Source organism: Streptomyces thioluteus (assembly GCF_039535865.1).
Map to the genome: position 1 here is coordinate 12,260 of NZ_BAAAXZ010000034.1, position 12,680 is coordinate 24,939.

Consider the following 12,680-nt stretch of genomic DNA (forward strand, 5'->3'; position numbering starts at 1 on the left):
CGTCACGCACTCCGCTCCCCCTCGCGCCTCCCTCGTTCACTGGCGCGGGCCGGTGTCACCCTCTCCGCGGGCGCCGCGATCGCCGTCGGCGCGGCGTCCGCCGCGAGCGCCGATCCCGAGGCCCCGCCCGCCGGTCCCACTCTGCACACCCCGGCCTCGCCCGCCCGGGCCCAGCTCGGGCAGATCGACCTCGTGGCCGCCCGCGACGGCGCCATGATCGGTCTTCAGCACGCGACGGCGCCGCTCGCCCCGATCCTGGGCCGGCTGCCGGTCAACCCCTTCGCGCGCACCGGGATCGACCCGCTCAACAAACACCGTCGGCACCAAGATCGGCAACCTCAAGCCGGTGAGCACCCGGCAGGTGACCGGGACGCTCTCCGACGGGGGCAAGGTGCACGACGTGCCGGGGCTGAACCTGCTGCCGCACTGACGCCGGGAACGCCCGAGGGCGGACGGGATCCTTCCCGTCCGCCCCTCGGCGCGCCTGCGGTCAGTACGACGAACCGCCCGCGCCCAGCGACCCCGTCGGGTGCCAGACGGTCTTCGTCTCCAGGAAGGCCATCAGCCGGCCGGTCCCCGGCGCCGCGGACCAGTCCACAGGCTGTGGACGGAGAACGCGCTTGAGGTTGTCCGCCGCGGCCGTCTCCAGCTCCTTGGCCAGCTCCGCGTCCGCGCCCGCCAGGTCGATCGCGTTGACGTCCTGATGCGCCGCCAGCGACGGGGCGATCTCGGCCGCGCGGCCGGACAGGATGTTGACGACACCAGCCGGGCAGGTCGGAGGTGGCGAGCACCTCGCCCAGCGAGAGCGCCGGCAGCAGGCGCCTCCGCCGAGGCGACGACGACCACCGTGTTGCCGGCGGCGATCACCGGGGCGATCACCGAGACCAGGCCCAGGAACGACGACTCCTGCGGGGCCACCACGGCCACCACGCCGGTCGGCGCGGGGGACGAGACGTTGAAGAACGGCCCCGCCACCGGGTTGGTGCCGCCCGCGATCTGGGCGATCTTGTCGGTCCAGCCCGCGTACCAGACCCAGCGGTCGATCGCCGCGTCCACCTGGGCGGCGGCCTTGGCCTTCGACAGGCCCTCGGCGTCGGCCACTTCGGCGGTGAACTGGTCGCGGCGGCCCTCCAGCATCTCGGCGACGCGGTAGAGGATCTGGCCGCGGTTGTACGCGGTCGCCCCCGACCAGCCGCCGAAACGCCTTGCGCGCGGCGACGACCGCGTCACGGCCGTCCTTGCAGCGACGAAAGCGGCGCGTTCGCGAGCCAATTGCCCTTCGAGTCCGTCACCTCGTACACCCGCCCGCTCTCGGACCGGGGGAACTTGCCCCCGACGAACAGCTTGTAGGTCTTGAGAAACGCTCAGTCGCTCAGACATCGAGGTAGGCCTCCAGACCGTGACGGCCGCCCTCGCGGCCGAAGCCCGACTCCTTGAAGCCGCCGAACGGCGAGGTCGGGTCGAACTTGTTGAACGTGTTGGCCCAGATCACGCCGGCGCGGAGCTTGTCCGCGACCGCGAGCATCCGCGAGCCCTTCTCGGTCCAGATGCCGCCGACAGGCCGTACTGCGAGTTGTTGGCCTTGGCGACGGCCTCCGCCGGGGTGCGGAAGGACAGGACGGACAGCACCGGGCCGAAGATCTCCTCGCGGGCGATCCGGTGGGCCTGGGTGACGTTCGTGAACAGCGTCGGCGCGAACCAGTAGCCCTGGGAGGGGAGTTCGCAGGACGGGGCCCAGCGCTCGGCGCCCTCCGCGGTGCCGCTGTCGGCCAGCTCCGTGATCCGGGCCAGCTGCGCCGCCGAGTTGATGGCGCCGACGTCGGTGTTCTTGTCCAGCGGGTCACCGACGCGCAGCGTGGACATCCGGCGCTTGAGCGCGTCCAGCAGCTCGTCCTGGATCGACTCCTGCACCAGCAGGCGCGAACCGGCGCAGCAGACCTGGCCCTGGTTGAAGAAGATGCCGTGGACGATGCCCTCGACGGCCTGGTCGATCGGGGCGTCGTCGAAGACGATGTTCGCGCCCCTTTGCCGCCCAGTTCGAGGGTGAGCTTCTTGTCGGTGCCGGGCGACCGTGCGGGCGATCTGCCGGCCCCCACCGGTGGAGCCGGTGTGACGCGACCTTGTCGATGCCCTGGTGGGCCACCAGCGCGGCGCCCGTCGAGCCGTCGCCCGTCAGGATGTTGACGACGCCCTTGGGCAGCCCCGGCCTGGCGGCAGATGTCCGCGAAGAACAGCGCGGAGAGGGGGTCGTCTCGGCGGGCTTGAGGACGACCGTGTTGCCCGCTGCCAGCGCCGGGGCGATCTTCCACGCCAGCATCAGCAGCGGGAAGTTCCACGGGATGACCTGCCCGGCCACGCCCAGCGGCTTCGGGTTCGGCCCGAAGCCCGCGTGCTCCAGCTTGTCGGCCCCAGCCCGCGTAGTAGAAGAAGTGCGCGGCGACCAGCGGGAGATCGGCGTCGCGCGTCTCCTTGATCGGCTTGCCGTTGTCCAGCGTCTCCAGGACGGCGAGCTCGCGGGAGCGCTCCTGGATGATGCGGGCGATGCGGAAGAGGTACTTGGCGCGCTCGGAGCCGGGCAGCGCGGACCACTTCTCGAAGGCCTTGCGGGCGGCCTTGACCGCCGCGTCGACGTCCTCGGCGGACGCCTGCGCGACCTCGGAGAGGACCTCCTCGGTCGACGGGGAGACGGTCTTGAAGACCTTGCCGTCCGAGGCCTCGCGGAACTCGCCGTCGATGAACAGCCCGTAGGACGACGCGATGTCGACGACCGCGCGCGACTCGGGGGCCGGGGTGTATTCGAAGGCCATGGTCAGTCCACCGTCACGTAGTCGGGACCGGAGTAACGCCCGGTGCTCAGCTTCTGACGCTGCATCAGCAGGTCGTTGAGGAGGCTGGAGGCGCCGAAGCGGAACCACTGGTTCGTCAGCCACTCCTCGCCCACGGGTCTCGTTCACCAGCACCAGGAACTTGATCGCGTCCTTGGTGGTGCGGATGCCGCCGGCCGGCTTCACGCCGACCTGGACGCCGGTCGCGGCACGGAAGTCGCGGACCGCCTCCAGCATCAGCAGGGTGTTCGCCGGGGTGGCGTTCACCGCGACCTTGCCGGTCGAGGTCTTGATGAAGTCGGCGCCCGCCAGCATGCCGAGCCAGGAGGCGCGGCGGATGTTGTCGTAGGTCGACAGCTCGCCCGTCTCGAAGATCACCTTCAGCCGGGCGGCGGTGCCGTCCGGGCGACGGCAGGCCGCCTTGACGGCCTTGATCTCCTCGAAGACGGAGAGGTAGCGGCCCGCGAGGAACGCGCCGCGGTCGATCACCATGTCGATCTCGTCCGCGCCCGCGGCCACGGCGTCGGCCGTGTCCGCCAGCTTGACGGGGAGCGCGGCGCGCCCGGCCGGGAACGCGGTGGCGACCGAGGCGACCTTGACGTCCGAGCCCTTCCAGGGCCTCGGCGGCGGTGGCCACCATGTCCGGGTAGACGCAGATCGCGGCGGTGCGCGGGGTGGTGCGGTCCGTCGGGTCCGGGTTGAGGGCCTTGGCGCACAGCGCCCGGACCTTGCCCGGGTGTCCCGCGCCCTCCAGGGGTCGTCAGGTCGATCATCGAGATGGCCAGGTCGATGGCGTACGCCTTCGCCGTGGTCTTGATCGAACGGGTCCCGAGCGCCGCGGCGCGGGCCTCGAGCCCGACCGGGTCCACTCCCGGAAGCCCGTGCAGGAATCGGCGCAACGCGCCGTCGGAGGCGGTCACGTCGGCCATCGACGCCAGTCGCTCCGCGGCTTCATTGCCATGGAAGGAACAGTGGGCATGGTCACCAGCCGAGCATATCTACGCGCGTAGCGTGTGTACACCCCCGGGTCTGTGGGTGGGAAGTGGTGATTCGCCTTCCTTTTGCTGTCGCGGGCCCGGTGACATTCGAAAGACCCCGCGATGACACAAGATCAATAACTTCTTTCTCAGCCAGCACCGCCCGACTCGACGGCCCCACCCGGCAGAGGAATGCGGCATGCGGATCGTCCATCCCTCAGCGCTCGTTCATCCAGGAGCCACGCATGTCTCGTCGCCGTAACACCCTGCGCATCGCCCTCGCCTCCGCCGCCGTGGCGGGAGCGTTCTCGCCCCGGTCTCGTCCGCGTTCGCGGCGCCGCAGGCCCCGTCGGTGGCCGCCGGCTCCGCCGACAAGTCCGGCCCGATCCGTACCTACAAGCTCCCGGACGGCAGCGCGGGCCAGCGTCCACGAGCCGAAGGCCGGGCACTTCCAGGTGGCCGTCTCCAAGGGCGACATCATGCTCGCCGTCCTCGACGGCAAGCGGCCGTACGCAACCGTGCACAACCTGTTCGTCGAGATGGACGTCCGCAACGGCAGGGTCACCTGGGTCGCAGCAGAAGAACATCGGCCTGGGCAAGGACCAGGGCAAACCGCTACAACCCGTGGCGCGTACGTCGGCAACCGGGCGCTCGCGGGCGGCATCCGTTGCCGTCGTGTACCGGCAGTCGCCCCACGAGTTCACGGCCTACGTCGTCTCGGACGGAAAGTTCGTGAAGCTCCTCAACGGTGCGCACCCGACCGTGCTGACCGGCAAGCACGGCGACTACCTCGTCCGCCTCGACGCCCGCACCGGCCGGGTCACCGCGCTGCAGGACAAGGGCAGCAACGGCCAGGGCCCGGTCACCCGCGTCTGCTTCGCGGAGAAGAAGCAGGACATCGGCGCGGGGCACCCTCGCGGTCCTGACCAACTCGGCCAAGGGGCCCGGAGGTCTGGCTCAGGACATGGGCGACCGCAGCGTGATCGTGGGACACCTGGACCGCAAGCACCCGTCCCTCCCCAAGAGTGCGGGCATCCTCGCCAAGATCACCGACATCAACACCGCCGCAGCCGAAGCTCATCACCAAGGCGGAGGGCGGCAGTGCCCGCTACGCCACCACGCTCTTCCCGAAGCTGCCCAAGGGCTGCACGGTCGTGAACCACGTCAAGTAACTCGGGCAACAACTCCCCGAGGCGGGGCGGGCCGACGTCACCAGCGGCCCGCCCCGCCGCGTTTCCGCCGGCGTTTTCGCTGGTACGAGGGGGTGCGGGCGTTGCCGTACTGCAACCTCCATCCGCCCTCCGGTCCGGCAGAATCGGCCCCATGACGAGCTCCCCCGAGGCACCGCAGCAGCCGTCCTACGCGGACCGGCGCTACCGCTCCTCCGCCGGCATCGCCGCCGGCGTCCTGCTGCTGGCGCTGGCCGCGTGGCTGGGCGGCGACGCGATCGTGCGCGGCGAGGGCCGGGCGCCCTGGCTGTGCCCTCGCCGGGCTGCTCTGCGCGTACCCCTGGTGATCGCGTTCACGCTGCGCCCCGCGGTGTGGGCGAACGAGGACCGCCTCCTCGTCCGCAACCCGTTCCGGACGATCACGCTGCCGTGGGCGCGCGTCGCGACCGTCCGCGCCGGATACTCCAGCGAGGTCCTCGCGGAGGGCGGTACGAAGTACCAGCTCTGGGCCATCCCCGTCTCCCTGCGCCAGCGCAAGCGCGCGGCGCGGCGGGTGCAGCGGGACGCGGCCGAGGACGTCACGGGCCGCGCGTCGCTCCTGCAGCCCGCCTCGTCGGGTCCCCTGCGCGCCCCCTCCGACCAGGCCATCGAGGACCTGCGCGAACTCGCCGGAGCGCGGCGCGAAGCGGGAGGGGGCGCAGGGCGCGGCGGTGGTGCGCTGGGCGTACGAGCTGATCGCTCCGTCTGGTGGCTGGGGCTGGTGCTGTTCGTGGTGCTGTACGGGGTGGCGTGAGCAGCCCGGCGGATCCTGTGCGGATTTCTGTGAGGAGTGGCCGCGGCCTTCTCTGATGGATTCGGGCTGTGATCCCGCGTCTTTCGGACCCGGGAACGTAGCCTTCGCCGATCATGCGTGCTTCGTGTGGGTGAAATCGTCGTGGACTGTCAGGACCCCGGGCGACTGGTCCGCTTCGGGGGTGCGCTTCGGCGCGGTGCTCTCGGCGGTGAACCGGTGGATCGCAGCCCGGACTGGTCCTATGTGAACCCCACCGGAGTTCGTCCGGCTGGCCTTGTCAGCAGGTCCCGAGAGCAAGCAGGTGAAGAACCGGCTGCACCCTCGACCTGGAGGTCGAGGCGCCCGAACCGGCCGTCGCCGAGGCGCTGCGGCTGGGAGCGACGCGCCTGGGCGAGCCGGTGACCGACGACCAGGGCAGCTTTCAGGTCATGGGCCGACCCACGAGGGGAACGAGTTCTGTTTCCTGCTCGGGGTTGGGGCGAGAGGCAGCTGAGAAGTCCCGCGCACGCTGCGCCGGTAATTCGGCAGTCCGTTGGGGTGGCCGCCACCCGTCCCGGACGGCGTCACTGCCCGCGCCGAGGTAGTCGGACTGCGAGGCGATTCGCTGCCGTCCGCGCAGTTGCAGGACGGTGCAGAATCCGACGCTGACCGTGCTGCCCGGCCGGGGGCAGGCCGGGGTGGGCGCCGGAGCTGGTGCCCGCGAAGCCGGTATTCGAGGGCGACGGCATCGCCCTCGGCGATGACCCGCTTGAGGGTCAGCTTCCCGGTCCGGAACAGCGCCCGCGTACTCCCGCGCACATGGCCGACGAAGGCGTCCCGGCCGGTGAAGGCGAGACCGAAGGCCCCGCAGGCGTAGACGACGTCGTCGGTGAACACCGCCCCGAAGCGTTCGAAGTCTGCTCGTTGTAGCGTCCACCCACTCGTGGACGAGTTCGTTTGACGTCCGCGTAAACCCTTGTTGCTGTTCACCGTCGTCGGCCTTTCGTGCCCTTGGGAAGTCGTACGAAGAGCTTGGCACCGATATAGGTCCATCCGTGACCTATATCCCCAAAGGTCGGTGATGGGCTGCACTTCCGCACTAAAGTCGGCGCGATGAGCGGTGGGAAAGAGGGTTGCCCATGACCCCGGAGGACGTCGCGGAATTCGCCATGAGCCTGCCGGAGGCGACGGACGAGGGCGAGCCCGGCCCGGGGATGTGTGTGCCTGTACAAGAGTGAACGGCAAGGTGTTCGCCGTCCTGACCGGGGCGACCGGCTCGCGCCCCGACCAGGTGACCCTCAAATGCGAACCCGGTCTCGCCCTGCACCTGCGCGAGCAGTACCCGGCGGTGGGCCCCAGCTACTACGCGCGCCTGCGGCACTGGAACACCGTGGTCCTGGACGGCACCGTGCCCGCCGATGAACTCGCCGAGATGATCGAGCACTCCTGGGAATGCGTGGTGGCGGGCATGCCGCGCGCGACTCGCGACCGACTGCGAACGCGCCACGGCGGCCGACCCTGATCGCTTCGAACCGCTGGTCGTCGCGTGGAGGGCGATTGATACAGCAGTGGCCACGGCCACCCTCATGGGTGAATTACGCCCGTAGGGGTGTCATGCGATGGATGCCCCTGCTGTCCTGAACGCACCCCGCAACAAAGGGCGGTAGCGCGATCCAGGAGGCGGCTCATGCAGCTTTCACGACGCACCAATCCGGCGCCCACCCACTCCGTATCCCCTCCCACCGTGTACGGGCAACGATCCCGGAGAATCGCGGCCGGCCTCGGCGCCACCCTGCTGGCACTGTCCGGGTCCGCCCTCGCCACCCCCGCCACCGCTGCACAACAGCGAGCCGCCGCCGTCCCGGCGGGCGACTACTGCGGCGCGACCGAGTCCCTCTACGGCGGAGGGCAGTACACCTACGCCGAGGTTCAGGTGTGCCTGCGCTTCGGTTCCGGTGGGAACCAAGTGATCGTGAACAACCGCAACGTCCAGTACTACTGGGGCAGTTCCTGGTACAACGCGTCGTCGAGCTACCCCGCCAAGTGGTACGCCAGCGGCTCGGTGAGCACTGGTGGCAAGTCGGGAAACTACGCCACCCCCAACCCCGTCACACAAGGGTCCGCCAACGGTTCGGCCCGGCGGCGGCTCACCCGCAGCCCTCAGCGCCTGCGGCACGTACGACGTCACCATGACGTTCCACCAGAACGGCCCGTACTGGACTGACGGGAGTCAGGACATCGACTCCGGCCAGCGGTCCTACCAGGTCAACGTGGCCTGTTAGGGATCGGCGAGTCATGAGCGGAGCCGGAGGCGTGTGGCAACGGCCCTGAAGCTTCAGAGGATGCCGCACGACGAGTACACCGTCCGACGGCGTGACCGGTCGGCCAGTTCGTGCCTACCCGACTCGCACGCTCCATGGGTATCCCTACTCAGCTCGGATTGAGCACGTCATCTCTGTCGGCGAGCCGACCCCATGACGTGGGATCGTCCCATGGAGATCAACCCGCCCCAGGAACCCGCCGCCGCTTCCGTGGACACCCCGACCACAGGGGTGAGCCGCAAGGTGGTGGTGCGGCGTTGGCTCCTCTGCCTGGCCGCCGTCGGGGCGATCTTCTGGGCGTGTTCCGCGGTCTCCGACTTCTTCGAGAACCTCGGGGGCGGCCCGGTGCGGTCCGCGGCGGACTACCGCATGCGGGACATCAAGACCCGGGAAGCCGGAAGGCAGGCCGTCGGCGGCCTGCGGCCGGGCGCCGGTGACGCGAGCTGGATGCAGGAGGAAGGCAGCACCTCATGCGTCGACGATCTGGGGTTCGACCGTGACGGTGTGCGCAGGGAGCAGCCCCACTACAAATGGAAGCTCCAGTACTCCGGCAAGGCCGACTACCTGACCGACCTGGGCAGGCTCCGGGCCGAATGGCAGCGCCGCGGCTGGAAGACCGAGGACACGTCGGCACCGGAGACCCTGAACCCCCAACACCCGATACCGCAGTGGCCGGGCATCCGGACCACCGACGACCACGGCGTCGTCATCGCCATCGGCATCGACTGGTACACCGGCAAGCCCGTTCTGTCGACCGACGGCGGTTGCGTACGCTACCGGCGCGACGGCGGGGTCACCGCACGCGATCGCACGGGCGCGGCAGCCGCCGGCAAGTCCCCGGCCCGGGAAGGGACCGTCACCTACGACGACGGCGTTCAGGTCACCATCGGCCCCGTCCGGCCGATCAGCCTGGCCAAGGAGGACATGGCAGGCGGCGATGCGACGGCAGCGCACACCTACCGGGTGCCCGTCACCGTCACGAACCACAGCGGTGCTCCGGTGGAACTGCGCAGCTACGACATGGGAAGCCACGCAGGGGAGAACCCGGGCGTCAGACGGCTCACGGGCTACCCGGCAGCGCTCAATTCCGGTCAGGATGCAAAGGTGTTGGAGGGCGAGTCGACGCGGCTGGAGTATGTGTTCACAGCGGAGACGAAGCCCTCGCGGCTGGATCTCACGTACGGCCCCGGTGAGCTCCACACGTCCTATCCGTGGCAACTCTCCGTCCCCTAAGCAACTGCTGCCTCTCTGCAGTCCCGGCAGAGGCCGGGGGCGGGTGAACGGAAGGCGCGTTCACAGCCGTTGCAGTTCTGGAGGGGGTGGGGACGGGGTGCTGCCTCGGGTTGTGGTTCGAGGGGTGTGGTGGGGAGTTGGGGCGGTAGCCAGTTGGTGAGGCGGTAGTTGAGGAGGCGGGCGGGCCAGGGGATGCGGCCGGTGGGCAGGTCGGTGGTCAGGGTGCGGACGATCTGCCGGGCGCCGATGTCACGGTCGAGCCAGGCGCGGACGGCGGGGGCGAGGCGGCGTACGTCCTTCGAGGAGAGTGTCAGCCGGGGGTCGAGGCGGCGGAGCGCGGCGAGGATGTCGGCGGCGGGCTGGTCGAGGGGCGCGAGCGGGGGCTCGGGCTCGCGGTCCTGGACCGGGGCTTGAGCCGGTTCTTGAACCGGCTCGGGTTCGGGCGCCGCCGGTACGGGGGCGAGGCGGGGCTCGGCAACATGACGCGTGGCAGCCTGCGGGCACTCGTGCCACCGGGTGACGGTGACAACCCTCCCTCGGTCGGTGCGTACGCGCTCCCGCTCCAGGTATCCGGCCTTCTCCAGCTCGCGCAGGGCGGCGGAGACGGTGTCCGCGCCCTCTTTGAAGCGACGGGTGAGGTCCTTGATGCCGATGGTGACGCCGTCGGGGAGCGACTGCACGTAGACGGCCAACCCCCGCGCCACCAGGGAGAGGTGGGGGTGCTGGGCGAGGTGGTTGCCGATGACGACGAAGTGGGAGGTGTGGCGGTGTCGGATGTGCACGACGCCGGCGCGCGCGGGCGCGCTAGACTGCGCGACAGTCATGGGGAAGGTCTCTTCTTCCTTGATGATCAGGCCCTCGCCCGGGATTGCCCGTCCCGGCGGGGGCCGTCTTCGTTTGCGGTTGTTGGCGCGACCGTACCGCGCCGTTCCCGGCGCTTGCCACCGTGTCACCCGATGGGGTGAGAGGGGAGGGGGAGGGGTTGGGAAGGGTTCTTCCTCCGGTTCTTTAAAGGGGAGTTGGGGGTAACCGGGGCGCGGTTCTCCGGGATCCGGTGGAGCGTGAGGCGGCGCGGCATATGTCTGTCCCGCCCCTGAAACGGCGAGGTACGTTCTTGGGCACGTTGTGAAGGAGGCTGCCCATGCTGTCGGACGGTGAGTGGCGAGAGGTGTTCGACTCGTTTCAGCACGATGCCTGGCGTTTCGAGGCGCAGCCCACGTACACCATGCCCAGAGAAGCGATGAGTGTGGACCGGTTCCTCCGAGGAGAGCCGAAGCCGGCTGACCACAACTCGGCCTGGCACACAAGAGTTCAGGGGTACCGCGCGGAGGGCAAGAGCGTCGGACGGGTCCGAGTCGTGCGGCGGCCGCTCACGGACTACCAGCGGTATCAGTTCGCTTGGAGCATCCCGGGCAACGTGGGTGCCGGGGAAGACATCCGTGTCCTCGATGTCACCGGCGACGACTATGGGCTTCCACTCGGCGGCCGCGACTGGTGGCTGTTCGACGATTCGACGGTCGTCCACCTGAACTACCGTACCGACGGCACGCAGATCGGGCGGGTTCTCTTCAACGGGGACCCGAAGCCTTGCCGGAGGTGGAGGCGGATCGCTGTCTCGGCATCCGTTCCGTTTGCGCAGTACGTGAAGGATTCGGCGTGACGCGGCCTTCCAGCCTCATGGTTGGGCTGCGAACGGTGTGCGCCTCGGCGGCTCCCATCGGTTTCCTGTTCTCTCAACTGCCGAGTCTTGACCCGTGAGTCACGGTTTCGGGAGCATCGGACTGGACACAACCGCAGACTGTGGAGCAGGGGGCGCAGCGTGGCACTGACACTGCTTGTCGGCGAGTGCGAGAATGGGACTTGTCCGCAGGTCTTCGCTGTTGACGGGACGGACGACGCGATAGTCCAGGGTCTCAAGGTGGAGGACCCGGTAACACTGGAGACCATGCAGCTCCCCGCAGACGAGACGGCTGTGCGAATTCCCATGGAGCTGCTTCGGAGGCTGGCTCGTGAACATCTCGCGTGAAGAGTTCGAGAAGCATTTCACGGACTTCCAGAGGGAGGCATTCAGGCTGGAGACCTTGGACGACTACAGCGGATCCTCGAATCCGGCCTATCTGCGGGCCTTCATGGCCGGTGAACCGCAGCCTCCGAACTACAACCAGGAGTGGGTCGACGATGTGCGCGCCAACGCTCAGGCAGGCAAGCGCATGTACCGCGTGCACATCCTGTCCCGACCGCTGACGGACTACCTCCGGTTCGAACTCGGCTGGGGCTACGCCAAGAACGCCGAGGCGGGCGAGGAGTTCTTCATCCTCGACACAACTGAGCGGCCCAACCCCTTGGCCGGCGTTCCCGACTTCTGGATGTTCGATGAATCCTCTGTTGTCTCCATGAACTATGGGGAGAACGGAAAGTTTCACGATGCGGAGTCGCGCTCCGACGTGTCGCGGTGGATCGAGTACAGGGACGTCGCTCTCGCCAACTCCGTTCCGCTCCAAGAATGGTGGGAGCGGTTCGGCGCGGAGTGAACCCGACGGACTTGGGAAAGGCGCTGCGGGAACTACGATTGGCCAGTGGAAAGCAGGCCAAGGTGGTCGCCCGCAGCGCCGCCATGTCCCCGAGCAAGCTGAGTAAGATTGAGAACGGAGCCCTGCCTCCTAGTGTTATCGATGTCGAGCGGGTGCTCACGGCTCTGGAAGTCTCCGATGAAGTCAAGGGCCAGCTGACCGAGGTCGCACGGCAGGTTGCGACGGAGGCCACTGCGTGGCGGATCTATCACCGCTCAGGTCTTCACAAACATCAAGACGCCATCGGAGCTGTTGAGGCGCAGACTCATTTGATGAGGCTGTTCCAGCCGTCGTGTGTCCCTGGACTGCTCCAAACGCCGGAGTACGTGCGGGGTGTGCTCCGCAACCGAGATCTCACTGAGGACGCGCTGGAGAAGATGCTTGGTGCCCGTCTTCGGAGACAGGGAGTGCTCTACGACAGAGAGCGCAGCTTCCACTTCCTGATCACTGAGTCGGTGCTGCGTTGGCGGATCGTCCCACCCCCGATGATGGCAGCCCAGTTGGACAAGCTCGTCACCATGTCAAGGATGCCGAATATCGCCATCGGCATCGTCCCGTTGTCGGGGATGATGCCCACACTCCCTACGTCTTCCTTCGTGGTGTTCGACGCCCGTCTCGTCATCGTTGAAGTCCCGCACGCGGAGATCACCACAAGTGAGCTGCGGGACGTGGAGCTGTACGTTTCCAAATTCGCGGCCTTCGAGGATGTGGCCGTCTACGGCGAAGGAATGCGTAGCTTTGTGGTGAGCCTCCGTGACGAGTTCTTGAGTGAACAGGAAACCTGCTAGCGGCTGGCCTGCAGTGGCATCACGA

12 protein-coding genes and 6 pseudogenes are annotated in these 12,680 nt (G+C 68.6%); 10 read left to right on the top strand and 8 right to left on the bottom strand.

What is annotated here, in order from left to right; translation table 11 throughout:
• Positions 1-36: 36 nt before the first annotated feature.
• From ABD794_RS04430 to deoC, 6 genes and pseudogenes are all read right to left on the bottom strand, one after another.
• Positions 37-354, bottom strand: coding sequence for a hypothetical protein (locus ABD794_RS04430; RefSeq protein ID WP_344960984.1), 318 nt, complete (start codon positions 352-354; stop codon positions 37-39).
• 136 nt (positions 355-490) lie between these two features.
• Positions 491-1,380 (bottom strand): annotated as a pseudogene (locus tag ABD794_RS04435) (aldehyde dehydrogenase family protein).
• Positions 1,373-2,082, bottom strand: a pseudogene (locus ABD794_RS04445) (aldehyde dehydrogenase family protein). Before ABD794_RS04445 ends, ABD794_RS04435 begins: the two co-directional pseudogenes overlap by 8 nt.
• Before the next feature lie 91 nt (positions 2,083-2,173).
• A pseudogene (locus ABD794_RS18550) lies at positions 2,174-2,317 on the bottom strand (aldehyde dehydrogenase family protein); the annotation flags it as partial.
• A gap of 127 nt (positions 2,318-2,444) precedes the next feature.
• A pseudogene (locus ABD794_RS04450) lies at positions 2,445-2,807 on the bottom strand (aldehyde dehydrogenase family protein); the annotation flags it as partial.
• 2 nt (positions 2,808-2,809) lie between these two features.
• Positions 2,810-3,754, bottom strand: a pseudogene (gene deoC, locus ABD794_RS04455) (deoxyribose-phosphate aldolase).
• A 293-nt stretch (positions 3,755-4,047) separates the two neighbouring features.
• Here deoC and ABD794_RS04460 point away from each other — a divergent pair.
• The 3 genes and pseudogenes from ABD794_RS04460 to ABD794_RS04470 all read left to right on the top strand — a co-directional run bounded on the left by ABD794_RS04460 (position 4,048) and on the right by ABD794_RS04470 (position 5,764).
• Positions 4,048-4,728, top strand: a complete 681-nt coding sequence (locus ABD794_RS04460; protein WP_344960986.1) for a hypothetical protein — start codon at positions 4,048-4,050, stop codon at positions 4,726-4,728.
• A gap of 99 nt (positions 4,729-4,827) precedes the next feature.
• Entirely contained in the window at positions 4,828-4,974 is a 147-nt protein-coding gene (locus ABD794_RS04465; RefSeq protein ID WP_344960987.1) for a hypothetical protein, read from the top strand.
• Between the two features lie 151 nt (positions 4,975-5,125).
• Positions 5,126-5,764, top strand: a pseudogene (locus ABD794_RS04470) (PH domain-containing protein).
• 426 nt (positions 5,765-6,190) lie between these two features.
• Here the strand turns inward: ABD794_RS04470 and ABD794_RS04475 are convergent.
• Entirely contained in the window at positions 6,191-6,796 is a 606-nt protein-coding gene (locus ABD794_RS04475; RefSeq protein ID WP_344960989.1) for a nuclear transport factor 2 family protein, read from the bottom strand.
• A gap of 163 nt (positions 6,797-6,959) precedes the next feature.
• On the opposite strand from ABD794_RS04475, the gene ABD794_RS04480 reads away from it, so the two are divergent.
• From ABD794_RS04480 to ABD794_RS04490, 3 genes are all read left to right on the top strand, one after another.
• Complete coding sequence (locus tag ABD794_RS04480) at positions 6,960-7,265, top strand: MmcQ/YjbR family DNA-binding protein (RefSeq protein ID WP_344960990.1); 306 nt, start codon at positions 6,960-6,962, stop codon at positions 7,263-7,265.
• A 165-nt stretch (positions 7,266-7,430) separates the two neighbouring features.
• A complete protein-coding gene (locus tag ABD794_RS04485; protein ID WP_344960991.1) occupies positions 7,431-7,967 on the top strand; it encodes a hypothetical protein in 537 nt (178 codons plus the stop codon).
• 250 nt (positions 7,968-8,217) lie between these two features.
• The gene (locus tag ABD794_RS04490) at positions 8,218-9,297 is read left to right on the top strand and encodes a hypothetical protein (protein ID WP_344960992.1); all 1,080 of its coding nucleotides are present in this window, start codon (positions 8,218-8,220) and stop codon (positions 9,295-9,297) included.
• Here ABD794_RS04490 and ABD794_RS04495 read toward each other — a convergent pair.
• Positions 9,294-10,121 (bottom strand): MarR family transcriptional regulator, encoded by an 828-nt coding sequence (locus ABD794_RS04495; protein WP_344960993.1) that lies wholly within the window; start codon positions 10,119-10,121, stop codon positions 9,294-9,296. The two genes, ABD794_RS04490 and ABD794_RS04495, sit on opposite strands and share 4 nt — an antisense overlap.
• 317 nt (positions 10,122-10,438) lie before the next feature.
• On the opposite strand from ABD794_RS04495, the gene ABD794_RS04500 reads away from it, so the two are divergent.
• From ABD794_RS04500 to ABD794_RS04515, 4 genes are all read left to right on the top strand, one after another.
• Complete coding sequence (locus ABD794_RS04500; RefSeq protein ID WP_344960995.1) at positions 10,439-10,957, top strand: DUF6879 family protein; 519 nt, start codon at positions 10,439-10,441, stop codon at positions 10,955-10,957.
• 159 nt (positions 10,958-11,116) lie between these two features.
• A complete protein-coding gene (locus ABD794_RS04505; protein WP_344960996.1) occupies positions 11,117-11,323 on the top strand; it encodes a hypothetical protein in 207 nt (68 codons plus the stop codon).
• Positions 11,307-11,828, top strand: a complete 522-nt coding sequence (locus ABD794_RS04510; RefSeq protein ID WP_344960997.1) for a DUF6879 family protein — start codon at positions 11,307-11,309, stop codon at positions 11,826-11,828. The genes ABD794_RS04505 and ABD794_RS04510 overlap by 17 nt, the downstream gene beginning before the upstream one ends.
• A complete protein-coding gene (locus ABD794_RS04515) occupies positions 11,825-12,655 on the top strand; it encodes a helix-turn-helix domain-containing protein (protein ID WP_344960998.1) in 831 nt (276 codons plus the stop codon). The genes ABD794_RS04510 and ABD794_RS04515 overlap by 4 nt, the downstream gene beginning before the upstream one ends.
• Positions 12,656-12,680: the final 25 nt, after the last annotated feature.

Bases quoted from the DNA above. Each gene is read 5' to 3' on its own strand.
- ABD794_RS04460 (WP_344960986.1), top strand. From the start codon at position 4,048: ATGTCTCGTCGCCGTAACACCCTGCGCATCGCCCTCGCCTCCGCCGCC.
- ABD794_RS04475 (WP_344960989.1), bottom strand. From the start codon at position 6,796: ATGGACCTATATCGGTGCCAAGCTCTTCGTACGACTTCCCAAGGGCAC.
- ABD794_RS04485 (WP_344960991.1), top strand. From the start codon at position 7,431: ATGCAGCTTTCACGACGCACCAATCCGGCGCCCACCCACTCCGTATCC.
- ABD794_RS04490 (WP_344960992.1), top strand. From the start codon at position 8,218: ATGACGTGGGATCGTCCCATGGAGATCAACCCGCCCCAGGAACCCGCC.
- ABD794_RS04495 (WP_344960993.1), bottom strand. From the start codon at position 10,121: ATGACTGTCGCGCAGTCTAGCGCGCCCGCGCGCGCCGGCGTCGTGCAC.
- ABD794_RS04500 (WP_344960995.1), top strand. From the start codon at position 10,439: ATGCTGTCGGACGGTGAGTGGCGAGAGGTGTTCGACTCGTTTCAGCAC.